The organism is Bradyrhizobium guangzhouense (genome assembly GCF_004114955.1).
Taxonomy (GTDB): Bacteria; Pseudomonadota; Alphaproteobacteria; order Rhizobiales; family Xanthobacteraceae; genus Bradyrhizobium; species Bradyrhizobium guangzhouense.
Genome location: NZ_CP030053.1, coordinates 6,886,375 through 6,911,535 on the forward strand (window position 1 = coordinate 6,886,375; position 25,161 = coordinate 6,911,535).

Annotated in this window: 24 protein-coding genes and 1 riboswitch; of the genes, 6 read left to right on the forward strand and 18 right to left on the reverse strand. The window is 63.9% G+C overall.

Annotated elements, in window-relative coordinates; translation table 11 throughout:
• Positions 1-46 precede the first annotated feature (46 nt).
• Positions 47-1,603, reverse strand: coding sequence for a winged helix-turn-helix domain-containing tetratricopeptide repeat protein (locus XH91_RS32820; RefSeq protein ID WP_128954448.1), 1,557 nt, complete (start codon positions 1,601-1,603; stop codon positions 47-49).
• A 168-nt stretch (positions 1,604-1,771) separates the two neighbouring features.
• Between XH91_RS32820 and XH91_RS32825 the strand changes: the two genes are divergently transcribed.
• Entirely contained in the window at positions 1,772-2,461 is a 690-nt protein-coding gene (locus XH91_RS32825; RefSeq protein ID WP_128954449.1) for a hypothetical protein, read from the forward strand.
• Positions 2,462-2,472: 11 nt separating this feature from the next.
• Positions 2,473-2,829 carry a hypothetical protein gene (locus XH91_RS32830; RefSeq protein WP_128954450.1) on the forward strand — a complete coding sequence of 119 codons (357 nt, stop codon included), beginning with the start codon at positions 2,473-2,475 and terminating at the stop codon, positions 2,827-2,829.
• A 61-nt stretch (positions 2,830-2,890) separates the two neighbouring features.
• Here XH91_RS32830 and XH91_RS32835 read toward each other — a convergent pair whose 3' ends face one another.
• Complete coding sequence (locus tag XH91_RS32835) at positions 2,891-4,027, reverse strand: 2'-deoxycytidine 5'-triphosphate deaminase (RefSeq protein WP_128954451.1); 1,137 nt, start codon at positions 4,025-4,027, stop codon at positions 2,891-2,893.
• Positions 4,028-4,107: 80 nt separating this feature from the next.
• Positions 4,108-4,187: riboswitch (SAM riboswitch) on the forward strand.
• Between the two features lie 74 nt (positions 4,188-4,261).
• Here XH91_RS32835 and XH91_RS32840 point away from each other — a divergent pair.
• Positions 4,262-5,449: an O-succinylhomoserine sulfhydrylase gene (locus XH91_RS32840; RefSeq protein ID WP_164933543.1), complete on the forward strand. Its 1,188-nt coding sequence runs from the start codon at positions 4,262-4,264 to the stop codon at positions 5,447-5,449.
• A gap of 86 nt (positions 5,450-5,535) precedes the next feature.
• Here the strand turns inward: XH91_RS32840 and XH91_RS32845 are convergent, their stop codons facing one another.
• Genes XH91_RS32845 through XH91_RS32855 form a run of 3 tightly spaced genes read right to left on the reverse strand, consistent with a single transcriptional unit; the run spans position 5,536 to position 8,600 of the window.
• Positions 5,536-6,537 carry an SGNH/GDSL hydrolase family protein gene (locus XH91_RS32845; RefSeq protein WP_128954452.1) on the reverse strand — a complete coding sequence of 334 codons (1,002 nt, stop codon included), beginning with the start codon at positions 6,535-6,537 and terminating at the stop codon, positions 5,536-5,538.
• A gap of 12 nt (positions 6,538-6,549) precedes the next feature.
• Complete coding sequence (locus XH91_RS32850) at positions 6,550-7,329, reverse strand: SGNH/GDSL hydrolase family protein (protein ID WP_128954453.1); 780 nt, start codon at positions 7,327-7,329, stop codon at positions 6,550-6,552.
• Complete coding sequence (locus XH91_RS32855) at positions 7,329-8,600, reverse strand: OpgC domain-containing protein (RefSeq protein ID WP_128954454.1); 1,272 nt, start codon at positions 8,598-8,600, stop codon at positions 7,329-7,331. Before XH91_RS32855 ends, XH91_RS32850 begins: the two co-directional genes overlap by 1 nt.
• 181 nt (positions 8,601-8,781) lie before the next feature.
• Between XH91_RS32855 and apaG the strand changes: the two genes are divergently transcribed.
• Positions 8,782-9,174 (forward strand): Co2+/Mg2+ efflux protein ApaG, encoded by a 393-nt coding sequence (gene apaG / locus XH91_RS32860; protein ID WP_164933544.1) that lies wholly within the window; start codon positions 8,782-8,784, stop codon positions 9,172-9,174.
• 160 nt (positions 9,175-9,334) lie between these two features.
• Here the strand turns inward: apaG and XH91_RS32870 are convergent, their stop codons facing one another.
• The 3 genes from XH91_RS32870 to XH91_RS32880 all read right to left on the reverse strand — a co-directional run bounded on the left by XH91_RS32870 (position 9,335) and on the right by XH91_RS32880 (position 12,705).
• Positions 9,335-10,342 (reverse strand): Hsp33 family molecular chaperone, encoded by a 1,008-nt coding sequence (locus XH91_RS32870; RefSeq protein WP_128954456.1) that lies wholly within the window; start codon positions 10,340-10,342, stop codon positions 9,335-9,337.
• Between the two features lie 237 nt (positions 10,343-10,579).
• A complete protein-coding gene (argF, locus tag XH91_RS32875; RefSeq protein WP_128954457.1) occupies positions 10,580-11,503 on the reverse strand; it encodes an ornithine carbamoyltransferase in 924 nt (307 codons plus the stop codon).
• On the reverse strand, positions 11,503-12,705 hold the full coding sequence (locus XH91_RS32880) for an aspartate aminotransferase family protein (protein ID WP_128954458.1): 1,203 nt from the start codon (positions 12,703-12,705) through the stop codon (positions 11,503-11,505). The genes argF and XH91_RS32880 overlap by 1 nt, the downstream gene beginning before the upstream one ends.
• 467 nt (positions 12,706-13,172) lie before the next feature.
• Here XH91_RS32880 and XH91_RS32885 point away from each other — a divergent pair, with 467 nt between their 5' ends.
• The gene (locus XH91_RS32885) at positions 13,173-13,685 is read left to right on the forward strand and encodes a GcrA family cell cycle regulator (protein ID WP_018644522.1); all 513 of its coding nucleotides are present in this window, start codon (positions 13,173-13,175) and stop codon (positions 13,683-13,685) included.
• A gap of 87 nt (positions 13,686-13,772) precedes the next feature.
• On the opposite strand, the gene phoB is transcribed toward XH91_RS32885, so the two are convergent.
• From phoB to XH91_RS32935, 10 genes are all read right to left on the reverse strand, one after another.
• Positions 13,773-14,486, reverse strand: coding sequence for a phosphate regulon transcriptional regulator PhoB (gene phoB / locus XH91_RS32890; protein ID WP_128954459.1), 714 nt, complete (start codon positions 14,484-14,486; stop codon positions 13,773-13,775).
• A gap of 22 nt (positions 14,487-14,508) precedes the next feature.
• Positions 14,509-15,225 carry a phosphate signaling complex protein PhoU gene (phoU, locus tag XH91_RS32895; protein WP_128954460.1) on the reverse strand — a complete coding sequence of 239 codons (717 nt, stop codon included), beginning with the start codon at positions 15,223-15,225 and terminating at the stop codon, positions 14,509-14,511.
• Positions 15,226-15,235: 10 nt separating this feature from the next.
• Positions 15,236-16,060 carry a phosphate ABC transporter ATP-binding protein PstB gene (pstB, locus tag XH91_RS32900; RefSeq protein ID WP_128954461.1) on the reverse strand — a complete coding sequence of 275 codons (825 nt, stop codon included), beginning with the start codon at positions 16,058-16,060 and terminating at the stop codon, positions 15,236-15,238.
• On the reverse strand, positions 16,057-16,902 hold the full coding sequence (gene pstA / locus XH91_RS32905) for a phosphate ABC transporter permease PstA (RefSeq protein ID WP_128954462.1): 846 nt from the start codon (positions 16,900-16,902) through the stop codon (positions 16,057-16,059). The genes pstB and pstA overlap by 4 nt, the downstream gene beginning before the upstream one ends.
• Position 16,903: 1 nt before the next feature.
• Positions 16,904-17,893 (reverse strand): phosphate ABC transporter permease subunit PstC, encoded by a 990-nt coding sequence (gene pstC / locus XH91_RS32910; protein WP_164933575.1) that lies wholly within the window; start codon positions 17,891-17,893, stop codon positions 16,904-16,906.
• A 149-nt stretch (positions 17,894-18,042) separates the two neighbouring features.
• Positions 18,043-19,059, reverse strand: coding sequence for a phosphate ABC transporter substrate-binding protein PstS (gene pstS, locus XH91_RS32915; protein ID WP_128954464.1), 1,017 nt, complete (start codon positions 19,057-19,059; stop codon positions 18,043-18,045).
• A 150-nt stretch (positions 19,060-19,209) separates the two neighbouring features.
• Complete coding sequence (locus XH91_RS32920) at positions 19,210-20,502, reverse strand: ATP-binding protein (RefSeq protein ID WP_128954465.1); 1,293 nt, start codon at positions 20,500-20,502, stop codon at positions 19,210-19,212.
• A gap of 35 nt (positions 20,503-20,537) precedes the next feature.
• Positions 20,538-21,596 (reverse strand): putative bifunctional lysylphosphatidylglycerol flippase/synthetase, encoded by a 1,059-nt coding sequence (locus XH91_RS32925; protein WP_128954466.1) that lies wholly within the window; start codon positions 21,594-21,596, stop codon positions 20,538-20,540.
• A 578-nt stretch (positions 21,597-22,174) separates the two neighbouring features.
• Positions 22,175-22,471, reverse strand: coding sequence for a hypothetical protein (locus XH91_RS32930; RefSeq protein ID WP_164933545.1), 297 nt, complete (start codon positions 22,469-22,471; stop codon positions 22,175-22,177).
• Positions 22,472-22,473: 2 nt separating this feature from the next.
• Complete coding sequence (locus XH91_RS32935; protein WP_128954468.1) at positions 22,474-23,868, reverse strand: OmpA family protein; 1,395 nt, start codon at positions 23,866-23,868, stop codon at positions 22,474-22,476.
• A 166-nt stretch (positions 23,869-24,034) separates the two neighbouring features.
• Here XH91_RS32935 and XH91_RS32940 point away from each other — a divergent pair, with 166 nt between their 5' ends.
• Complete coding sequence (locus XH91_RS32940) at positions 24,035-25,093, forward strand: polysaccharide deacetylase family protein (RefSeq protein ID WP_128954469.1); 1,059 nt, start codon at positions 24,035-24,037, stop codon at positions 25,091-25,093.
• The last annotated feature ends 68 nt before the right edge of the window (positions 25,094-25,161 follow it).

Genomic DNA, 25,161 nt, shown 5'->3' on the forward strand with positions numbered 1-25,161 from the left:
CAGCGCATCCTGCCATGCATTCGATATCATCGCCCGACCGCCGCTCTCAACGCTGCTCTCCTGCGCGGCGAATACCTTCGACCCGAAGCGCATAGTCCTCGGGCCGCATCCAGGGCGGCCTATGCTGCCAGCGTCGAAGCTGCTCCACAGATTGCGAGGGAATATGTTCGAGTGCCTCGCGCGCCTCATCCAAACGTCCGAGATGAGCGAGTGACGCGGCGATCCATTGGTGAATGCCGGCGTAATCCGGACGCAGTCGCGCGACCCGACGCAATGTCTGCAGCGCAGCGAGCTGGTCCCGTGAAAAAAACTGCAAAATCCCGCACCAGACTAGCCAAAGCCAAATCAGGGGATCGTGTGGGCTGGCACGCATCGCCTGGTGCAGCCTTTCGAGTGCTTCCTCTCGATGCCCGCCAAACCCGAGCACGCAACCAAGCATGCTGATGACAAAGGCGCTGTTTGGATTGAGAGCAACTGCGCTGCGCGCTTCGGCGATCGCTCCCTCCCATTCGCCACCCCACATCATCATATGCGCCAGCACGGCATGCGCCATCGCATCCTTGCCATCCAGCGATACCGCGATTTGCGCCTCTTCACGCGCCGCTCCTTGAACCTCCAGGAGGGGGCGAGTCGAGAAGTGCCAGATCTCCCACTGGAGGGCCAGCGCATATCCATAGTGGCCGGGAGCAAAATTCGGATCGAGCGCCAAAGCTTGGTTGAAGAAGCCCAGGGCGGTTTTGTTCTCCTCCGGTCGGTACTTGTGGAAATGCCAAAGGCCGCGCTGATAGGCTTCCCACGCATCAAGCCGTTCCGGCGGCTTGCGTAGCACGCGCTTCTGCTCGGCGGCTGCCAATGCCGGCTCGATGACAGCGGCGACGCTCGCGGCGATTTCATCCTGCACTTTGAAAATGTCGCTAAGTTCGCGGTCGTAGCGTTCGGCCCATAGATGCACGCCTGTCAGTGCATCGATCAACTGTCCCGTGATCCGTATTCGGTTGCCAGCTTTGCGCACCGATCCCTCAAGCACGTAGCGAACGCCCAGCTCGCGCCCGACCTGCTTCACATCGACGGCATGTCCTTTGTAGATGAAGCTCGAATTGCGGGCGATCACAAAAAGCCACCGGATACGCGAGAGCGCGGTCGTGATCTCGTCCACCATGCCGTCTGCGAAATATTCCTGCTCAGGATCGCCGCTCAAGTTCTCGAACGGCAGCACGGCGATGGAGGGGCGCTCGGGAACAGCAAGAGAGCTCTCGGCCGCAGCTTGGTCGGGCTTCAAGCGCGTGACTTCTCTCGTTTCTCTCACCTGTCCGACGAAACGGAATCCCTTACGCGGCAATGTCTTGATCAGCCGCTGCACCTGCCCGGAATCGCCTATGGCGCTTCGCGCGCCATTGATCCGGGTGGTTAGCGCAGAATCTGAAACGATGCGTCCTTTCCAGATCGCAGCGATCATGTCGTCTTTGCTGACCACACGTTCGCGATTGATGATCAGGTACTCGAGGAGATCAAAGACTTGCGGCGTGACGACAATGAGGTCCCCGTCGCGGTGCACTTCGCGCCGATCCGTATGGAGCGTGCAGTCCGCAAAGGAGTAGAGCAAACGCGCTCTCCTATGGTATTATGACACCGTGAAGGGCGTTACGCCATAAGGCAACTGTAAGAAGAATGGAAGCTGCCTGTAAAGCGCTTCCGATGACCTCCGGGCATCCTCGTGCGAGGCCGAGCAGCATGCGCTGCCTGCCGATCTCGCGTCACGAGGGAGGTCATCATGAGAGGCCTGGTTTCGCTGGCGACGCTCTTGCTCTGCGCCGCGTTCATCCTCGCTTCCACGAGCGACGCCGGCGCGCAATGCTCCGCGCGGGATGTGTTGCAGAGGCAGTTGTCGCTCAAGGCGACGCCCGCGGTCCCGAGACTGCAGGGTCCGGTCGTGTCCGCTTCGGATGTTGCTGGATGGAGAGCGATCATCATCGGGACATTCCCAGATGCGTTTGCGCTTTCTGGCGCACTGAGTGCGATCGGTTGCGGCATCGGCGACACGGCCGCCGCGGCTCTTGCCACGCCGGCCTTCACCGTCAGCGACACTCGTAGGGTGATGGAGCTTGTGACAGTGTCGGCGGCCGACATGGGCTTCAAGAACGAGACGGTGTCGTTGCGGCAAATCCACGATTTTGCGCAGCAGTTGGGCTTCGGGCTCGCGCCGCCCGAAATCGCACTGCAGCTCCGACTTCAATATCTCGACCAGCCCGTTGGCGAGTTTCTCATCGTCGGCATGAAGCCGATCCGGACATGGACGGGTGAAGAAATCGTCCTGACCGTGGCCAATGGGGGAGCTGGCCTCATTCTCATTGGCCAAGATGGTCGCTACGACGCGGAAATACCGGTGACTTCCCGTTTTGTCTTTGTACGCCCGGCGCCTGGCGCGCCAGCGGCACTTGCCGAAGCTAATTTTCCGGATTGACCGAGGCGGCAATGAGAACGATGAATCGGACATCAATCTCGGTCTGCCTGCTGCACTTGTTGTTCACTACTGCAACGCTTGCGCGAGACGACGGCCGCTATGCGAACTCCCCGCTTAAGCCCTGGTTCGAGAGTCTGCAGAGCGAATTCGGGAAGTGTTGTGAGGACTCTGACGCCTACGTGGTATCCGAACCGAACTGGAAGTCCGATCACGGGCAATACAGCGTTCGTATCGACGACGAATGGGTGCTCGTGCCGGACGGCGCTGTCATCAAACAACCCAATCTCGCCGGGCGGACGATGGTATGGAAGCTCTACATGGATGGCCATCCGCGCGTCCGCTGTTTCATTCCGGGCAGCATGACCTGATGCGTCGCCAATCTACGCGCCGGGCGGACAAACCATGCCCGAATTTGCGCTGCGGCCGGCGCTACACCCGAAAATGCTTGCTGAGCTTGAGGCCCTGCGCCTGGTAATTGGAGCCGATACGCTGGCCGTACATCGCGTCGGGGCGCGCCAGCATCTTCTCGTAGACGAGGCGGCCGACGATCTGGCCGTGCTCCAGGATGAACGGCACTTCGCGCGAACGCACTTCCAGCACGGCGCGCGCGCCTTGCCCGCCCGCACCGGCATAGCCGAAGCCGGGATCGAAGAAGCCGGCATAGTGCACGCGGAATTCGCCGACCAAGGGATCGAACGGCACCATCTCCGCGGCGTAATCCGGTGGGACCTGCACGGCTTCCTTGGAGGCGAGAATGTAGAACTCGCCGGGATCGAGGATCAGGCTGCCGTCGGGACGGGCCGAGATCGGCTCCCAGAAATCTTCCACCGCATAGCCGGAACGGCGATCGACATCGACGACGCCGGTGTGGCGCTTGGCGCGGTAGCCGACGAAGCCACTGCCCTTCTCGCCGGAGAGATCGACCGAGACGGCGACGCCGCCGGTGAGATCGGCATCGTCAATGTCGACGAGACGCTCAACGGCATGCAAGCTTTCGAGCGCGTCGGCATTGAGGATGGCATCGCCCGTGCGGAAGCGCACCTGCGACAGGCGCGAGCCTTCGCGCACCAGCACGGGAAACGTCTTCGGGCTGATTTCGGCATAGAGCGGACCGTGATAGCCGGCGCCGATCATGTCGAAACGACGCGTGCCGTCGGCGATGACGCGGGTGAAGACGTCGAGCCGGCCTGTCGAGCTTTTCGGATTGGCCGCCGCGACGATCTCCGGCGGCAGCGCCAGGCTCTCCAGCAGCGGCACGATGTAGACGCAGTTGGTCTCCAGCACCGCACCGTCGGCAAGGCTGAACTCGTGCAGCTTCAACTGGTCGATGCGCTCGGCGACGGTGGCGCCGGGGCCGGGCAGGAAGCTCGCACGCACACGATAGGCGATATCGCCGAGGCGCAGGTCGAGACTCGCCGGCTGGATCTGGCTTTCGACGAAATCATAGGCGGGCAGGATGAGGCCCGCTTCCGCCATCGCCGCGATCATGCGGTCGGGCAGGATACCATTGGCGTCGGCGGCAACCGTGAACGTCAACCGGGGGTCCTCATCAGGGGTCAAGTACATCCGGACTTGCGGAAAATACGAGCCTTTTACGGCTATCCGATGGACGCCTTGACGGAAAGGGCATTGCGGAATATGAGCATCACTTATCCCGTGGTGATTTGAGCCGGCCGGCTTGCAGCCACGTTAAATAAGTCGCTAAACAGGCCGGGGACCTCTGTGATCCCGGCCCGTGGAGATATCCAGGCCGGTTTTTTTGTGACCGTTTTCGACGAGACGGTCATCTCGGAGGGTCCTATGTCGAAGTCGCCTGCCTCTTACCGCCCCGAAACCCGCCTGGTCCATTCCGGCACCCTGCGCTCGCAATATGGCGAGACGTCGGAAGCGCTGTTCCTGACCCAGGGCTACGTCTACAACAGCGCCGAGGAGTGCGAGGCGCGGTTCAAGGGCGAGGACCCGGGCTTCATCTATTCGCGCTACTCGAACCCGACGATCGCGATGTTCGAGCGCCGCATGATCGAGCTCGAAGGCGCAGAAGCGGCACGCTCGGCGGCGACGGGCATGGCCGCGGTGACGACGGCGATCCTCGCGCCGCTCAAGGCCGGCGACCATGTCGTGGCGTCGCGTGCGCTGTTCGGCTCGTGTCTCTACGTCATCCAGGATCTGCTTCCGCGCTACGGCATCGAGACCACGCTGGTCGACGGTGCCAATCTGGACCAATGGCAGCGCGCGGTGAAGCCGAACACCAAGACCTTCTTCCTGGAGAGCCCGACCAATCCGACGCTCGACGTGCTCGACATTCCCTCGATTGCCGAGATCGCGCACAAGGGCGGTGCGCGGCTGGTGGTCGACAACGTGTTCGCGACGCCGATCTGGCAGAGCCCGCTTGCGCTCGGGGCCGACGTCGTCGTCTACTCCGCGACCAAGCACATTGACGGCCAGGGCCGCTGCCTCGGCGGCATCATCCTGTCCTCGGAAGCTTTCATCGCCGAGCACATCCACAATTTCATGCGCCAGACCGGCCCGTCGATCTCGCCGTTCAACGCCTGGGTCCTGCTCAAGGGTCTGGAGACGTTGGGTGTGCGCGTGCGCGCGCAGACCGACACGGCAGCGCGCATCGCCGACGTGCTGGCGAGCCATCCGAAAATCTCGCGGCTGGTCTATCCCGGCCGCGAGGACCATCCGCAGGCGGCACTGGTGAAGAAGCAGATGCGCGGCGGCTCGACGCTGGTCGGCTTCGAGGTCAAGGGCGGGAAGGCGGCTGCGTTCCGCGTCCTCAACGAACTGAAGCTTGCAAAGATCTCGAACAATCTCGGCGATGCCAAGAGCCTCGTCACGCATCCGGCGACCACGACGCATCAGCGGCTGAAGCCGGAGGATCGCGCGGCGCTCGGCATCAGCGAGGGATTCATCCGCTTCTCGGCCGGCCTCGAGCATGCGGATGATCTGATCGAGGATCTGACGGCGGCGCTCGAGAAGGCGTGATTGCTTGGTAGGGTGGTTTAGCCAGCAGGCTGCGCAAAGCTCAGTCGGCTGGCGTAACCCACCCTACGAAGATACGGCACAGCCACTTACATCGGCCGGTACGTCCGCACGTCCGCAGGCACATTCACCCCGAGCTTGATCTGGCCGACCGAGTGGATGATGTCGTCGCCGAGCAGCTGGGCGAAGCAGGCATAGCCCCAATCGTTCATGTGCAGCCCATCGGCGATCACGAAACTCTCGACCGGAAGCGCCTGCTTCTCGTGCCAGTCGCGCATCACCTCGAAGCGCGGGAAGATGCCGACGTGACGAAGCTCGGCGACCTTGCCGAGCAGCTTCACCATCTTGCCTGCGCTTTCGGGACGCTCGGTGACCCTGGGCGAATATTGCGGGTCGACCAGCACGACGTCGGCATCGCCCGCCGCCTGGATCCGGGCGATGCCGTCCTCGACCATCCTGGCGGTGTCGCCGGGATCGAGATTGCGCAGCACGGCGTTGGTGCCGACCTGCCAGATCACGAGATCCGGATGCACGTCGATCACCTCCTTCTGGAGGCGCTTCATCATCTCGGGCGCGTCTTCGCCGCCGACGCCGGCATTGATGACGGTGATGTCAGCGGTCGGATATTGCCGGCGCAGCTGCGCGGCGAGACGGTTGGGATAGTTGAAATCGGGCGAGCTCGCGCCATAGCCCGCCGTCGACGACGAGCCGAACGCGACGATCACGACGGGCTTGCCCGCGACGAGCTTACCCGCGACATGCGGCAGCGAGCCCATCGTCTTCGCGCTGCCTTTCGGCGGCAAGCACGGCACGCGGCTGAAAATATCGCCGGCGGATTTCGCGACCTGCTTCACCTTGTCGATGGCGCGCGAAGTGAGGCCGCGCTGCTCGCCGGGCGGCTGGGTCGTCGCAGCAACCGTCGTCTGCGACGGCGATGCGGGCGCGGGGTTAGCAGCTTGCTGCGGAGCTGATGTCGCCTCGGCGGCCTGAGCTCGAGCAGGGGCCTGCACCACAGGCGTCAGCATCAGCAGCACGGCTGCTGCGGGCGCGGCCAACCATGTCGACAGGCCAAAAGGGCGGAAAGAACTCATTAACGCTAGACCTCAATTCTGCTGCTGGGCCTGCTCCAGATGGGCGGCGTCGATCACAAACTGCGCCAACGCCCGGCCAAGGCAATCATGGACCTGCTTCGCCAGCTCAGGGCCGCGCGAGGGGCTGAACAGGTCGAACTGACCCTGATCATTCCACTGCCGCATGATCGCGAAACGGTCGAACAGCGGGATATCATGCTCCTGCGCCACCACCCGCATATTGTCGAGATAGGGCGGCGCCGAGATCATGGATTCGGTACGCGGGCTGTACTGCAAATTCATCAAGACGACGTCAGCCCCCGCATTTTGCAGTGCAGCGACTCCATCGGTCACAGCGCCGCGAAAATCGTCGGGATCGATGGATCGGATAGCATCCACCGTCCCGGTCTGCCAGATGACCAAAGTAGGTGTTTTTGCTTCCATCAGCCTAACGAAGGTTCCGGCAGCTTCCTCCGCCGTCTTCTTGCTCTGTATTTCTACGGATACGTGCACGACCTCCGCAGGGGGCAGCTTCTCTTTCAAGATCGCCTCCATCCGCGCCGGATAGGAGCTGCTCTCGGACGATGGGATCGTCGTCGACCGGCTTCCGATCACCAGGATCTCGAGCGGCTTGCCCGCCTTGACGGCTTCGGCGACCTTCTGGAGCTGGCTCTCGGTGGCGAGCAGATAAGGCGGCAATTCGCAGGCTGCGGGGATCGCGGGCGCGGCAGGCGCAGCATCCTCCGCGCGCGCCGAAGGCGCGGTGAGGTACCCGCACAGCAGGATCAGGCTCAGGAGAACCTTCGCCTTCATCAGCCCCCTCCCGCCAGATCGGCGTTGCCGACGGCGTTTTTGATTTTCGCACCGCTCTTGTCAGCTACGCGCTTGTACCATGAAATCAGCCAGGCCATCGCCCACATGATCAGAATCCCCGAGAGACTAATCAGCGCATGCATGGCCGGGCCGCTCGCGACCTCGGCCAGGATGAAATGGCCGGCAAAGGCCAGGAAGACACCGAGACAGAATATCTCCAGCGAGTGCTGGCCGCACACGATCAGCGGCCGCAACCACGGCGATTTCAGGCCCGGCCATTCCCGCGGCAGAAAACGCACGGTGAGCGCGGCCAGCGCCAGGAAATGCGTGAAGCGCAGCACGTCGAGGTCGGTCTTGTCGATCGGATACATCCACTGCTCGATCAGCTTCGGCATGAAGTGCGAAAGCTGCGGGACGTACCAGGTCAGCGTCACGTAGAACGCCGCGACGAGATAGGCGATCGAGATCCACATCGTCACGGGCGACGCCAGGATGCGCGACATGCGTCGCGCACCTCCGAGCGCGCACCATGCGCCGAACACGAACAGCAACTGCCAGGCAAAGGGATTGAACGCCCAGAAGCCGTTGGGATAGGCGGAGAAGTAGAGGTCGAACTCCCAGGTCGCGGCGTAAAGCAGGGCCGAGAACGCGAGCGTGACATCGGGCCGCCACTTCATCGACCACAGGATCAGCGGCAGCGCGAGCATCAAGACGATATAAAGCGGCAGCACGTCCATGTTGACGGGACGGAAGCGCAACAGCAGCGCCTGCACGATGGTGACGTCGGGCTGCTTGAGAAAATCCATGATGCCCATCTCTTCGGTGTAGAGCGGGTTCTCGAAGCTGGTCGCGACGTAGGAGATTTCGGCGAGGAAGATCGTGAACAGGAAAACGTGGGCGACGTAGATCTGCCAGACCCGCCGCAGCACCCGCGCGGTGGCGATGACGAAACCGTTCTCCAGCATCGCGCGGCCGTAGACGAAGGCTGCGGTGTAGCCCGAAATGAAGATGAAGATCTCGGTGGCGTCGCTGAAGCCGTAATTGCGGATCGTGAACCAGGTCAGCAGATTGGGCGGCAGATGGTCGATGAAGATCAGCCACAGCGCGAGGCCCCGGAACAGATCGAGCCTGAGCTCGCGCTCGCCAATGGCAGGCAGCGTAATGGCCGGCGCGGCGACGCGGGGCTTTGCGTCGACAGGCTTGGCCTCCGCCGGCATGGCGCCAGCGGTTCCCGCGATCGTCGATCCCGTCACTTGATCGGCAATGGTCATGGGGGCCCAGAAACCCTTCCGCAAATCGCGACGTTTCAGGAGTGTACCGGTCCGATCGCCGCCTCGCAAAGCGGCCGGATCACAATTGGTGCCTACTTCTCCGTGAATTCGGGCGGGACGATGTCGCCTGGGCCACCTGCGGCGTTTGGTTCCTGGCTGGGTTTTCGTTATGATGGCAACCATGTACCGCGCCGTGACCCGTCAGATCGAAGTGACCGTCGAGCCGAACTTTGTTCCGGCGGAGTCCTCTGCCGAGCGGTCCCGCTATTTCTGGTCCTATACCATCGTCATCACCAATTCCGGCGACGAGACCGTACAGCTCAAGACACGGCACTGGATCATCACCGATGCCACCGGACGGCAGCAGGAGGTCAAGGGCGAGGGCGTGATCGGCGAACAGCCGACCCTCGCCCCCGGCGAGCGCTTCGAATATACCTCCGGCGTGCCGCTTTCGACCGCCTCCGGCTTCATGACCGGCCGCTACCTGATGGTCAGCGAGAGCGGGGAGCGCTTCGAGATCGACGTGCCGACCTTCTCGCTGGACAGCCCTGACAACAAGCGGGTTTTGAATTAGGGGCGGGCGGCACCCACAACTGTCATGCCCCGGCTTGACTGGGGCATCCAGTACGCCGCGGCCTCTCGATTCATCGCTGCCGTCTCGGAGTACTGGATCGCCCGATCAAGTCGGGCGATGACGCCGAGTATGTGGCTCGCAATGACGGAGGGTGAGCGCGTTACGCGTCTTCCACGCCCGCCTCTTCCGGCGTGAACTCGTACACCGAGCTACAGAACTCGCAGGTCACGACGACCTTGTCGTCCTTGACCATGGCGGAGCGATCGTCGGGCGAAAAGCTCTTCAGCATGGACGCAACCGCGTTGCGCGAGCAGGAGCATTGCGCTTTCAGGACCAGCGGATTGAACACGCGCACGCCGCGCTCGTGGAAGAGGCGGTAGAGCAGCCGTTCGCCGGAGAGATCGGGATCGATCAGCTCGACGTCCTCGACCGTCTCGATCAGCGAGCGCGCCTCGACCCAGGCATCGTCCTCGGCGACGCTGTGAACCTCGAGGCCCTCGGGCGCATCGCCGGGGTGCAGGTCGGCCTGGCGCGCGCGCTCCGGCGCCTTCGGCAAGAACTGCATCAGCATGCCGCCGGCGCGCCAGCGATGCTTGCCGCCGTCGCTCGATCGCCACTCCTCGCCGACCGCGAGACGCACGCGCGTCGGGATCTGCTCGGAGCGCAGGAAATATTCGTGGGCGGCGTCTTCCAGGCTGCCGCCGTCGAGCGCGACCAGGCCCTGGTAGCGGCTCATGTCCGGCCCCTGGTCGATGGTCATGGCGAGGTGGCCGCGGCCGAGCAAGGTGCCGGAATCCTTGGCATCACCGAGACGCGCGGCATCGAAGCGTGCATAGGCGCGCAGGCGATCCGGCGCCTGATAGTCCACCACCAGGAACGACACCGGCCCGTCCGTCTGGGCCTGCAGGATGAAGCGGCCCTCGAATTTCAGCGCCGAGCCGAGCAGCGTCGTCAGCACGATGGCCTCGCCGAGCAGCTTGCCGACGGGCGCGGGATAATCGTGCTTGGTCAGGATGTCGTCGAGCGCCGGGCCAAGGCGCACCAGCCGACCGCGCACGTCGAGCGCGTCGACCTCATAAGGCAGCACGGCGTCATCGACGGGAACCGCTGAAGGCGCGCGAACCGGGCCTTCAGGCCCGGCTTTCATGTCAGGGGATTGGGAAACCATGGCGCTTTATCTGGGGTCGGAGGGCGGAAATGGAAGGGGGCGCGGGCAACGCGCTCAGACGCGGCTTTGATTACGCAAACTGTACCGCAAACTCGATGTCGTCCTGGCGAAAGCCAGGACCCATAACCTCAAGGTGGAGTTGTGGCGCGAGACGGCAATGACCAATCTTCGCCAAACTACGGTCGGTGGTAATGGGTCCTGGCTTTCGCCAGGACGACGATTAACACCATGCGCGCCTTACTTCACCGCGTCGAAGCACCAGGCCAGAATGCCCTTTTGTGCGTGCAGGCGGTTCTCGGCCTCGTCGAACACGACCGATTGCGGACCGTCGATCACCTCGTCGGTGACCTCCTCGCCGCGATGGGCGGGCAAGCAGTGCATGAACAGCGCATCGGGCTTTGCCAGCGACATCAGCTTGGCATTGACCTGATAGGGCTTGAGCACGTTGTGACGGTGCTCGCCTTCCTTGTCGCCCATCGACACCCAGGTGTCGGTGACGACGCAATCGGCGCCCTTCACCGCGGCCTCGGGATCGGTGCCGAGCACGATCGGCGCATTGGTCGCCTTGATCCAGTCGCGCATCACCTTCTTCGGGGCAAGCTCCGGCGGCGTTGCGACATTGAGCTTGAACTTGAAGCGTTCGGCGGCATGAGCCCAGGACGCCAGCACGTTGTTGTCGTCGCCGGTCCAGGCCACGGTTCGCCCCTCGATCGGGCCGCGATGCTCCTCATAGGTCATGAGGTCGGCCATCACCTGGCACGGATGCGAGCGACGCGTCAGGCCGTTGATGACGGGTACGGTTGCATACGCCGCGAGCTCGAGTAGCGCCTCGTGGTTGAGGATGCGGATCATGATGGCATCGACATAGCGCGACAGCACGCGCGCGGTGTCGGCAATGGTCTCGCCGCGACCGAGCTGCATCTCGGCGCCGGTGAGCATGATGGGCTCACCGCCGAGCTGGCGCATGGCGACGTCGAACGAGACGCGCGTGCGGGTCGACGGGCGCTCGAAGATCATCGCCAGCGTCTTGCCTTCGAGCGGCCTGACCGGCTGATGCGCCTTCTGCTTCGCCTTCATGGCGGAGGAGGCCGCCAGCATGCTCTTGAGCTCCGACAGCGGCAGCTCGTTGATATCAAGGAAATGCTTGGGACCCTTGCTCATCAGCTTGCCGCCCGCTTGTTGCCTGACAGCGCCGTGCAGGCGCGTTCGAGCCTGATGACGCTGTCCTCGATCTCGGCCTCGGTGACGATCAAGGGCGGCAGGAAGCGCACGACATTGTCGCCGGCGCCGACGGTGAGCAGCTTCTCGTTGCGCAAGGCTGCGACCAGATCACCTGACGGCACCACGGCCTTGATGCCGATCAAGAGCCCCTCGCCGCGGATTTCGCTGACGATATCGGGGTGACGGTCGATCACGGAGGCGAGCTTCTGCTTGAGCAGCAGCGACATCTTCTGCACGTGATCGAAGAAGCCGGGCTTGAGCATGACGTCGAGCACGGCGTTCGCGGCCGCGATCGCCAGCGGATTGCCGCCGAAGGTCGAGCCGTGCGAGCCGGGGCCCATGCCGGCGGCCGCATCCGCCGTCGCCAGGATCGCGCCGATCGGGAAGCCGCCGCCGAGCGCCTTCGCCAGCGACATCACGTCTGGTGTGACGCCGGTGCGTCGATAGGCAAAGAGATCGCCGGTGCGGCCCATGCCGGTCTGCACCTCGTCGAAGGCGAGCAGCAGGCCCTTTTCGTCGCAGAGCTGGCGCAACGCCTTGAGGAAGGCCGATGTCGCCGGACGTACGCCGCCCTCGCCCTGGATCGGCTCGATCAGGATGCCGGCGGTGTGAGGACCGATTGCCTTCTTCACGGCTTCGATGTCGCCATGCGGGATCTGGTCGAAGCCCTCCATCGGCGGACCGTAACCTTCGAGGTATTTTGCCGAACCGGTCGCGGCCAGCGTCGCCAGCGTGCGGCCGTGGAAGGCGCCTTCGAAGGTGATGATGCGGTAGCGTTCCGGATGGCCCTTGGAGAAGTGATGATGGCGGACCAGCTTGATCACACCCTCCAGCGCTTCGGCGCCGGAATTGCAGAAGAACACGAAGTCGGCAAAGCTCTCGTTGCAGAGACGCGCAGCGAGCTTCTCGCCATCCGGGCTCTGGAACAGGTTCGACATGTGCCAGAGCTTCGTGGCCTGCTCCTGCAGCGCCTTGACCAGCGCCGGATGGGCATGGCCGAGCGCATTCACCGCCACGCCCGAGGTGAAATCGAGATAGCGATCGCCATTGGTTGCGATCAACCAGACGCCTTCACCGCGCTCAAAACCGATGTCGGCCCTGGCGAAAACGGGGAGCAAATGCGGCGTTGCGCTGTTGGTCATGACGGTCTCTTTGGTGGTCACTCAGGGTGTTTCGGACGGCCTGAACGCGCCTTGCGCAGCGCGTCATTTGGACCGGAAAACGAAACGTGCCGCCTTTTAAGGGCGGCACGCGCAACCATCTTATGCTTGGCAATACGGGTGTCAATGCCGCCCGGAAAGCCCCGCGAAATGCTGAATCCGTAGTCTTGCGGTGGCGATTTTGCGGGATTTTCGCCACGGAACATGTGGAAGCGAGTCGGCGGACTCTTGCGCGTGAGTCACGCCATATTGTAGCGTTTGGCTTGTCAGATACGACATCTCGTGCAGCGGTTCTGATCCCAAAAGTCCTCATGTACCGGCGTAAACGCCCGGGCGCATTTGGTGCGCCCGGCGAGCCTTAAGGGATTCTGGCGGCACGGGTTTTTCGAGGCTTAGGCATTCGTCGTGAGGCCCCATAGATGGCAGGCGCCGGCGAAGGAAAGGGTGCAATGACGGTTTTGACCTGGTCGGATGATCGTGTCGAGCAGCTGAAAAAGCTCTGGGAGGCCGGACTTTCGGCGAGCCAGATCGCCGCTGAGCTCGGTAACGTGACCCGCAACGCCGTGATCGGCAAGGTGCACAGGCTCGGCCTGTCCGGCCGCGCCAAGAGCCCCTCATCAGCAGCTCCCCGACCGCGCAAGGCACGTCCTGCGCAGCACATGATGCGGGTGAGCCGCCCCATCGCGCGCGGCAACACCGCGCTGGCGCAGGCCTTCGAGGTCGAGGTCGAGGCCGAACCGGTCACTTACGACAACGTGGTGCCGATGAGCCAGCGGCTGTCGCTGCTCGAATTGAACGAGGCCACCTGCCACTGGCCGGTCGGCGATCCCTCGAGCCCGGATTTCTTCTTCTGTGGCGGCAAGGCGCTGTCCGGCCTGCCCTACTGCGCCCAGCACTCGCGGGTGGCGTATCAGCCGGCCGCCGATCGCCGTCGCGCTCCGGCGAAGCCCGGCACGCGCTGAGCACAGCTCGAGACGACATCGTCCGGGATGATCGAGACAAAAAAAAGCGCGCCCCAAGGCGCGCTTTTTTGTTTTTCCTGCGCGTAGCTAGCTTGACGTCTGCTCGGCCTTCGCGAAGCGATCGTCGAGGGCGTAGCCGGCGCCGCGGACGGTGCGGATCGGGTCCTGCTCGCGGCCGAGATTGAGCAGCTTGCGCAGGCGGCCGATATGCACGTCGACGGTGCGCTCGTCGATATAGATGTCGCGACCCCAGACGCTGTCGAGCAGCTGCTCGCGCGAGAACACCCGGCCGGGATGCTCCAGGAAGAACTCCAGCAGGCGATATTCGGTCGGGCCGAGATCGATCGGCCGGCCCGAGCGCGCCACGCGGCGCTTCTCGCGATCGAGCTCGATGTCGCCGAAAGCCAGCACGGTCGCGAGCCGCTCGGGGCTGGCGCGCCGCAGCAGGCCCTTCACCCGCGCCAGCAGCTCGGGCACCGAGAACGGCTTGACGATGTAGTCGTCGGCGCCGGTTGCGAGGCCCCTGACACGCTCGCTCTCCTCGCCACGCGCGGTGAGCATGATGATCGGCAGCTGCTTGGTGTCGGAGCGCGCGCGCAGCCGCCGGCACAGCTCGATACCGGACAGGCCGGGCAGCATCCAGTCGAGCACGATCAGATCGGGGATGTGCTCCTTGAGGCGGGTATCGGCGTCGTCGCCGCGCATCACCGTCTCGACGTCATAGCCGTCGCCTTCGAGGTTGTAACGAAGCAGCTCGGTGAGAGCTTCCTCGTCCTCAACCACCATAATGCGTGCGCCCATGGGGTCGTCGCTCCTTGAGGATTCAGGTATTGGGGATCGTCGTGGCGAAGGTCGTCATGTCGCCTTTCGGCCGCTTGTCGGTGATGGCCTGGCCTTCGATCATGTAGAACACGGTCTCGGCGATGTTGGTGGCGTGGTCGCCGATCCGCTCGATGTTCTTGGCGCAAAACATCAGATGGATGCAGAACGAGATGTTGCGCGGATCCTCCATCATGTAGGTGAGGAGCTCGCGGAACAGCGAGGTGCAGATGGCGTCGACTTCCTCGTCGCCCTTCCACACCGCCATCGCCGCCGGCAGATCGTGCGCGGCATAGGCGTCGAGCACCGACTTGACCTGCTGCTGCACGAGGTCGGTCATGTGTTCGAGGCCGCGGAACAGCTTGAGCGGATGGAAATCGGTCTCCAGCGCCGCGACGCGCTTGCCCATGTTCTTGGCGAGATCGCCGATCCGCTCGAGATCGGTCGCGACGCGCATCGCGCCGACGATTTCGCGCAGGTCCACCGCCATCGGCTGGCGGCGGGCGATGGTGAGCACGGCGTGCTCCTCGATCCTCTTCTGAAGCGCGTCGATCTCGGCGTCGGTGTTGACGACGCGCTGGCCGAGCGCGACGTCGCGACGGATCAGTGCGTCGACGGAATCGACGATCATGCGCTCGGCGAGGCCGCCCATTTCCGCAACCGACCGTGTCAGTTCCTGGAGGTCGGTATCGAAAGCCTTTGCGGTATGTTCAGAACCCATGTCCGTCTCCTCAGCCGAACCGGCCGGTAATGTAATCCTGCGTGCGCCGGTCGGACGGCGACGTGAAGATCTTGCTGGTGTCGTCGAACTCGATCAGCTCACCGAGATACATGAAGGCGGTCTTGTCGGAAACGCGCGCCGCCTGCTGCATGTTGTGGGTGACGATCGCGATCGTATAGTTCTCCGACAGCTCCTGGATCAGCTCTTCGACCTTGGCGGTCGAGATCGGGTCCAGCGCCGAGCAGGGCTCGTCGAACAGGATCACCTCGGGCCGCACCGCGACGGTGCGGGCGATGCAGAGACGCTGCTGCTGGCCGCCGGAGAGCGACAGGCCGGACGCGTTGAGCTTGTCCTTGACCTCGTTCCACAGCGCGCCGCCGCGCAGCGCCTTCTCCACGCGGTCGTCCATCTCGGACTTCGAGATCTTCTCATAGAGGCGGATGCCGAAGGCAATGTTCTCGTAGATCGTCATCGGGAACGGCGTCGGCTTCTGGAACACCATGCCGACGCGGGCGCGCAGCAGATTGAGGTCCAGCTTGGGGTCGAGGATGTTGGTCTGGTCGAGCATCAGCTGACCGGTGACGCGCTGGCCGGGATAGAGGTCGTACATCCGGTTGAAGATGCGCAGCAGGGTCGACTTGCCGCAACCCGACGGGCCGATGAAAGCCGTGACGCGGTTGGTGCCGAGCGCCAGATTGATGTTCTTCAGGGCGTGGTGCTCGCCATAATAGAAGTTGAGGCTGCGCACCGTCACCTTGGCCGGGGCTTCCGGCAGCGGCTGCTGGGCATGCGGAAGCCCACCGGACGCGCTCATCGACACGGAAAGATCACTCATTTTGCGGTCCTCTCGGCGCCGAGAATGCGCGCGCCAATGTTCAGGGCTAGCACGGTCAGGGTAATCAGCAGCGCGCCGCTCCAGGCAAGCTGCTTCCAATAGGCGTAGGGGCTCTGGACGAAGTTGTTGATGGTCACGGGCAGGTTCGCCATCGTCTTGTTCAGGCTGAGGCTGAAGAACTGGTTCGACAGCGCGGTGAAGAGCAGCGGCGCGGTTTCGCCGGCGACGCGGGCGGTGGCGAGCAGCACGCCGGTGATGAGGCCGGAACGGGCGGCACGATAGGCGATCCGTTTGATCACCAGCGAACGCGGCAGGCCGAGCGCCGAGGCTGCCTCGCGAAGCGCGTTGGGCACCAGCGACAGCATGTCCTCGGTCGTGCGCAGCACCACGGGGATCACGATCACGGCGAGCGCGAGCGAACCTGCGATCGCCGAGAAGCCGCGCATCGGCACCACCACCGCGCCGTAGATGAACAGGCCGATGATGATCGAGGGCGCCGACAGCAGGATGTCGTTGATGAAGCGGATCACCGAGGTCAGCCTGTCGTTGCGGCCGTACTCGGCCAGATAGGTGCCGGCGAACAGGCCGAGCGGCGCGCCGATGCCGACGCCGATCACGGTCATGATCAGCGAGCCGATGATGGCATTGCGCAGGCCGCCTTCGGTCGAGCCCGGCGGCGGCGTGTCAGCGGCGAACAGGTCGAGGCTGAGGCCGGCCACCCCGTTATAGAGCAGCGTCATCAGGATCAGCGCGAGCCAGGTGACGCCGAAGGCGGCGGCGCCGATGCAGAGCCCGCGGATGACGATGTCCTTGCGGCGGCGGCGTGCGTAAATCGGGTTCATGTTACTTCCCCGCCTTCTTTTCCAGGCGCAGCAGCATCAGCCGGGCGCCGGCGAGCACGAAGAACGTCAGCACGAACAGCAGCAGGCCGAGCAGGATCAGGCCGGACTGGTGCAGGCCGTCGCTCTCGGCGAATTCGGATGCGATCGCCGCCGAGATGGTGGTACCCGGCGCGAAGATCGAGGACGAGATGCGGAACGAATTGCCGATGATGAAGGTCACCGCCATGGTCTCGCCGAGCGCGCGGCCCAGCGCCAGCATGACACCGCCGATGATGCCGACGCGGGTATAGGGGATGACCACGCTGCGTACGACTTCCCAGGTGGTACAGCCGACGCCGTAGGCGGCCTCTTTCAGCACCGGCGGCACCGTCTTGAACACGTCGACCGAGATCGAGGTGATGAAGGGCAGCACCATGATCGCAAGGATCAGCGCGGCGTTGAACAGGCTGAGATAGGACGGGGGCCCCGCGAAGATCGCGCCGAGCACGGGGATGCCCTCGAAGATCTTGATCATGAAGGGCTGGAAGGTGTTGGCCAGGAACGGCCCCAGCACGAAGAAGCCCCACATGCCGTAGATGATGGAAGGAATGCCCGCGAGCAACTCGATGGCCATGCCGATCGGGCGGCGCAGCCATTGCGGGCACAGCTCGGTGAGGAAGATCGCAATGCCGAGACCCACGGGAATGGCGATCAGCATCGCGATGAAGGAGGTGACGAGCGTGCCGTACATCGGTCCGAGCGCGCCGAGCACGGGCGGATCCGCCGACGGGGCCCAGCGCTGCGTCCACAGGAACGCGAAGCCGTATTCCTTCATCGCCGGGACGGCGCCGATGATCAGCGAAACGATGATGCCGCCGAGAATGAGAAGAACCGAAATCGCGCTGAGACGCGTGATCCAGTAGAAGGTGACATCGCCGAGCTTGAACGCGCTCAAAGCCTTGGCGCGATCATACGGACCGGCGGCATCAATCACATCGCTCTCGACAGCCATATCTGCCACGCCGATCCCCTGTAGCAAGAATATACTTTTTTGGTTGATGTCGTGCCCCGGATAGAGCGCGAGGCTGATCCGGGGCCGAAAGGTCGTGCGGTCCACGATGCGGCCGTTGCAGGCCGCATCGTGTCCCGAGAGCAGAGAGATTAGCTCTTGATGTCAGCCGACCAGGTCTTCTCGATCAGCTTTACGACGTTGTCGGGCATCGGGATGTAGTCGAGCTCTTCGGCAGACTTCGCACCCTTTTCAAAGGCGAACTTGAAGAACTTCAGCGCTTCCTGCGACGCGGCCTTGTCGGTGGCGTCCTTGTGCATCAGCACGAAGGTCGTGGCGACGATCGGCCAGGACTTGTCGCCGGGCTGGTCGGTGAGGATCAGGTAGTAGCCCGGAGCGCTGGTCCAGTCGGCGTTGGACGCGGCAGCCTGGAACGCCTCGTTGGTCGCGTCGACGGTCTTGCCGGCTTTGTTGACCATCTTGGTGTAGGTCAGCTTGTTCTGCTTGGCATAGGCGTATTCGACATAGCCGATCGAATTCTTGGTCTGGGCGATATTGCCGGCAACGCCTTCGTTGCCCTTGGCGCCGACGCCAACCGGCCACTCGACGGCAGTGCCTTCACCGACCTTGCTCTTCCAGTCGGCGCTGGTCTTGGAGAGATAGTTGGTGAAGTTGAAGGTGGTGCCCGAACCGTCCGCGCGGTGAACGACCGAGATCGCATCCGAAGGCAGCTTGGCATTCGGGTTCAGCTTCTTGATCGCAGCGTCGTCCCACTTGGTGATCTTGCCGATGAAAATGTCGGCGAGGGTGGCGCCGTCGAGGACGAGCTCGCCGGCCTTCACGCCTTCAACGTTCACGACCGGGACGATACCACCCATGACCATCGGCCACTGGGCGAAGCCGTCCTTCAGGAGCTGATCCGCCTTCAACGGAGCATCGGTCGCGCCGAAGGTCACCGTCTTGGCCTGGATCTGCTTGATGCCGGCGCCGGAACCGATCGACTGGTAGTTAACACCGTTGCCCGATTCCTTCTTGTAGGCGTCGGCCCACTTGGAGAGGACGGGGAAGATGAAGGTCGAGCCGGCACCGGTGATGTCGGCGGCGAACGCCGTCGTCGTCGTCGTTGCGGCGACCAAGCCGGCAGCGACGATGGTCTTGAGGAAATTCATGCTGGTCTCCATACAGGGGAGCGAAGCGCCATCAGCGCCCGATCGCGCTCCCCGCGCCGCCCCTTTAGGAGCGGTCGGCTGAGCTTTTACGAAGGTTTCGTGACAGTCGGATGACAGCGATAAGCAATTGAAATCGCTTCGCTTTATTGCTTAAACTAAAGTCTTAGCCTGGGGGAAACAGGCGGTGAAAGTTGCACCCTGCTTGGGCACGCTTTCGATCAAAAGACGGCCGCGGTGACGGTTAAGAATATGTTTCACCAGCGATAATCCGAGCCCCGTCCCCCCCTGCGAGCGACTATCGCCGACGTCGACCCGGTAGAACCGCTCGGTCAGGCGCGGCAGGTGCTCGGGCGCGATGCCCGGGCCGAAATCCCGCACCATGACCCGGACTTCCTGAGTTGGGTCGGCCGCGGCAGGCAGCATCAGCGACACGATGACTCGTCCGCCGGAGGCGCCGTATTTGAGCGCGTTCTCGATCAGGTTCTCGAACAGGCGGAGCAGTTCCTCACGGTCGCCGGCGATCATGACCGGGCCATCGGGCAAATGGGTCTCGACCTCGACCTGCCGCTCCCGCGCCAGCGGCTCCAGCCCGTCGGCGACCTGGAAGATGATCGGCAAGAGGTCGACCAGAGTGTCGGGCCGCACATGCGCCGACAGCTCCACCCGTGACAGCGACAGGAGGTCGTCGATCAGGCGCGCCATGCGCGTCGCCTGGTTGTGCATGATGCCGAGGAAGCGCTCGCGTGCCTTGGGATCGTCCTTGGCCTGGCCCTGGAGCGTGTCGATGAAGCCTGACAGCGCGGCCAGCGGCGTGCGCAATTCGTGGCTGGCATTGGCGACGAAGTCGGCGCGCATCTCCTCGACCCGGCGCAGCGGCGTCTGGTCGTGGAAGGTCATCAGCATGCACTTGTCGGCGCCGCCAAAATTGGTCGGCACCGGCACGGGTGTGATGATCAGCTCCATCCAGCGGTCGACCGGAACATGGTCGAGATAGGTCGCGCGCCGCTGCTCGGTGGTGGCAATGGACTCGCGCAGCGCCGTGATGATCTCCGGCGAGCGCAGCGCGAACTGGGCGAGCTCGTTCTTGCGCAGCGCCGGCGCGAGCTGGGCGGCGGCCGCATTGAGATGGATGACCCGGCCGGCGCGGTCGAGCAGCACCGCGGGATCCGGCATGCCGGCGACGACCGCGGCCACCGCGGCGCCTTCAACCGGATTGACGCGCCTCACGTCCTCGCGCGAGGCGGCGGTATCATGCAGCCGCCATGGGATCAGCGCCGCGGCGGCGATGCAGAGGAACACCGTCACCCCCCGCACCACCGACAACTCGCCGAGCGAAACCACGACCGACAGCGCCAGAGCCGCAGCGATCAGGATGATGGTCGAGTGCCGCAGCCGGTCGGACCAGGACTGCACCGTGGGAGACGAGGGAGCGTCGATCGCCATCGGGCCGGGCTTCTCCTATGTTCGCTTTGCACCGGTCAGGCGCCGCCGCCGTCGCTGCGCTTTCTCACATAAGCGGCTTCAGGCGGTGGACCTGGGTCGAGCTTGAGCGCCGCCTGCTGCAGACGTTTCGATCGGGCGCCGATGATAACCTCCCGAAACGTCAGCAAGATTACAGAGATGACGAAAGGGGACAGATAATAGAGGACCCGGAACAGCAGCATGCCGCCGAGCAGTTCCTCACGGTCCATCTGCCAGAGGCCGACCAGCATGGCGGCGTCGAAGACCCCTAAGCCCCCGGGCGAATGGCTGGCGAAGCCGAGCAGCGTCGCCGAGACGAAGATGACCGCGACCACGACGAAGCCGAGATTGGGCTCGTCGGGCACCAGCACGTACATGGCAAGCGCACAGAAGCCGAGATCGATGATGCCGATGGCGATCTGCAGCAGCGTCAGCGGACCGCCCGGCAGCACCACGGTCCAGGGCCCGCGCCCGACCACCCGCGGCTGGGTCCAGACCCAGACCACGTAAGCGACCAGCGCCACGATGATCATCATCGCGATGGTGCGGTTCAACCAGGGCGGCAGTTGGTCGATCGCGGCGGCCGCCTCCGGATGATAGGAGATGCCGAGGCCGAGCACGGCGGCATTGCCGAGCCAGAAAGTGAGGCCGGCCAGGAAGCATATTTTCGCGACGTCGATCGCGTTGAGGCCGTAGGCCGAATAGATGCGATAGCGCACGGCGCCGCCGGTGAAGACACTGGCGCCGACATTGTGTCCGATCGAATAGCTGGTGAAGGCTGCGAGCGCGTTGATGCGATAGGGCACGTGGGAATGGCCGATCGCGCGCACGGCAAACAGATCGTAGAAGGTCAGGGTGAAATAGCCCGCGGCGACGAACAGCGCGGCCATCGCAATCTGGCGCGGCTCGGTGCTCTTGATCGCCTCGATCACCTCGTTCGTGTCGATGCCGCGCAGCATGTGGTAGAGCACATAGCAAGCGATGCCGATGACCGCGACGCTGATCACAACTCCAAGCTTATGCAGGATTTGCTTCTGGCGCAGCAACGTCATCGCCCTGCGTATGGCTTCCAGCATCTAGACCTCGAACAACGCTTCAGCGGCCAGGGTGGCCGGCGAACAGGCGAACGACGCAGTGGCACTCGACGAACCCTCGCCGTCGGCTCCGGTCTCGCGCATGCCCCCCGTCCCTCCACTAGCGCGTTTTGGGGCGGAGTGGAATTCGCCAATGTGAACAAAATCACGTGCCTTCAATATTTTAGGCAGGCTTGCGAGCTCGTGATGCACGGTTTGGCACTTTCGGCGGCAAGGCTGACGCGAATCTCCATGGCAATCCTGCGCAGCCGCCGTGAAGTTTTGATGATTTCGACCGGACAATGTTCCGTCACGCCTTAAGTCGAAATCAATCTATGGATCGGGTCCGCCTGTTGAAAGAGGGGCCTACTGCGTCGACCGGCTGCGGGCGCACGATGATGTGGCCGACGCCTTCGCTCCCGATCGCCGGTTGCACTGCGATATCACAGATGTCAACGCAGCCGCCCGCCAAGGCAGCCGCGCCGGGCATGTTGCCTGGAGGTAGCGTCCTCATCAGGCTGCAAGCTGAAGGCGCAATGCCTCGATGCCGGCAATCCGGCCGACGACAGACCGGCAGCGTTTCAGGCTGCGGGCTGGCTGCGCGAGACCACCCAATAGCGTAGCCATGCGCCGATGGTGCAGCCGACGAGATAGCAGGCGAACATCACGAGGCCGAGGTCGAGCCAATAGCCGAAGCGGCCCGGCACCACATGCGCGAAAGAGGCCGCGACCAGGCCGGCGACGAGCACGGCGAGCCAGCGCGCCGTCACCTTCGAGGTGCCGTTGCCGCGCTGGACCACCGAGATCCAGCCTATGCAGAAGCCCAGCAGCACCGAGCCGATCAGCCAGCCCATATGAAACGAGACGAGATAGGGCATGATCATCTCACCAGAAATTCGATGCGGCGGTTCTGCGCCTTGCCGTCGTCGGTGTCGTTGCCGGCAACAGGCTGCGTGCTGCCATAGCCGACCGCGGTGAAACGGTCCGCCGGCAGGCCGGCCTTGACCAGATAGTCGATCACCGCCTGCGCGCGCTTTTCGGAGAGCGCCTGGTTGAAGGAATCCTCGCCGTCGGCATCGGTATGGCCGGCGACCTCGATATTGGTGGTGGGGCAGCGCAAGGCGGTCTCGATCAGGTGATCGAGAACGCCTGCGGAGTCGGGATCAATGTCGGCGCGCTTGGACTCGAACCGGATCTTGCCCTTGGCCAGCAGCTCCGAGAACAATTGCTGGCAGACAGTGCCGTCGACCGGCCCTGCCGCGGGCTTCACGGTGATTTCGGGCTTGTACTGCCAGGTCTTTGGAAAATCCTTGCCGAGGCCGGCGCGGATGTCGCTGGCCGCGCCTTCGTACAGCGCGTCGCCCGACAGCTTCACCTCGCGATCCGAGACCACGAGCGTACCGGTCGACAGTCGTGACAGCGCGCCGAGTGCTGCAACGACCGCGGTGTTGAACGAAGCAGGCGCACCGATGCTGGCCTTGAGATTGTCGACCACCTTCTCGGTGAAGAATTTTCGCGACGCGCTGTTTGCGATCGCGGCGTGCACGCTGTTGTCGGGCACGTAGCCGGTCAGCGTCACCGTGGCGGCGACCGGATCCTTGTAGGCCTGGAAGATGTAAGGCGGCGCCTTGATCTCGTTGGCGGCGATCGAAAAGCCCTCCGGCAGGTTCTTCAGCGCGGCGGCGATCGCCTCGCGGCCGCCGAGGTCGCGCGCCATGCCCGACAGATTGACCTTGGTGTCGGAGATCGTGATCTTGCCGTCCTTCAACTTGCCGATTTGGTCGAGCAGCAGCATCGCCGCCGCCTCGAAGCGCGCCGGCGCGCCGCGGGCGAGACCCATCTGATCAGCGACCTCGCCCCCGTTGACCTCTTTTCGCGCGGCCTCGGTGAGGCGCGCCTTCATCGACGGCAGGGGTGCGGAGCCCGACAGCGTCACCCGCACCACGTCACGCTCGGCGTTCCAGACGAAGGGCTTTGCTTCGGGAACAAGGCGGGTCTGGTCGTCGACCAGCCGAACGCCGGGGACCATCTCGACCGTCGTCACGGCGTCGCGGCGTCCCTCCTCGGAGAAGGCGTCCGCCGCGAGGCGCACGTCACGGCCGTCCACCGCGATCCGGGTCTTGTCCAGGACCGTATCCTTGAGCGCGGCCGAGCTGCGGGCCGACAGGTCGGCCTCGACCGGCAAGGTGTTATTCCAGGCCGCAAATCCCCACATGACGGCCAGGGGAATCAGCCCCGGCCACCATTTGCTGGCCCACCTGAAAAGCATCTGCATTCGACGACCCGAACTCTGGAACCGGAGACAAAACAAACCCTTGGCAGGCTGTCAAACCGGAAATGGGGCCCTTTCAGGGGCCACCCGTGAACAATTGGAATAACTTTTTCTTCAAGGGTCAGTCCCTACATTGGGGGCGGAATGCCCAGGGGTCGGCCAGCCGGTCATGAAACAACTGCGTAACAACGTCATTCGCGCCGGGCTGGGAGCACTCTATTTCAGCGGCGCGCATCATCTGCTGCGTCCGCTGCTATCGGGCGTCGGTGCCATCTTCATGCTGCACCATGTTCGGCCCGCCCGTGAGGGCGGGTTCCAGCCGAACCGGCATCTCGAGGTGACCCCCGACTTTCTGCGCGCGACACTGTGCCATTTGCGCTCGCGCGAGATCGACATCGTCAGCATGGACGAGCTGCACGAACGGCTGGTTCAGGGCCGGTTCGAGCGCCGCTTCGCCGCCTTCACCCTCGATGACGGCTATCGCGACAACAGGGACCATGCCCTGCCGGTGCTGCGCGAATTCGACGCGCCCGCGACCGTCTATGTCGCCAGCGACTTCGCGGAAGGCACGGGGCGGCTGTGGTGGACCGCGCTGGAAGCCGTCATCGCCAAGGCCGAGCAGGTCGACGTCACGATCGGCCATTCCGCGCTGCGGCTCGATGCAAGCACGCTGCCTGCGAAGCAGGCGACGTTCGATCGCCTGCACGACTGGCTGCGCGCGCTGCCGGGCGAACACGATCTGAAGCGCGAGATCGAGGCGCTCTGCATTGCGCACGGGATCGACATGGCAGCGCTGTGCCGCAGTCTCTGCCTGTCGTGGGACGAGGTGAAACGGCTCGCGGCGGATCCGCTTGTCACGATCGGTGCCCACACCATCAGCCACTGCAATCTTGCCAAGCAGAGCGAGGAGACCGCCACACAGGAGATGGCGGTGAGCCGCGCGCGGATCGAGCATGCGCTGGAGCGCGAGGTGCTGCATCTCGCCTACCCCTATGGCGACCGCGAGGCGGCTGGGACGCGCGAATTCGCACTGGCCGCATCCGCCGGGTTCAAGACCGCAGTGACAACTCGGCCCGGCATGCTGTTCGCCGAGAACGCCGATCACATGACCGCGTTGCCGCGCGTTTCGCTCAACGGAAATTACCAGGATGCGCGCATCCTGCCGGTGCTGACCTCGGGTGCCGCGACCGCGATGTGGAACGGCTTTCGCCGGTTTGCGGCGGCATAGCCCTCACACTCCGCAGTCAGCCACATTCCCACCGTTCCTTGACTCCCCTCCCCGTGACGCTCAAAACG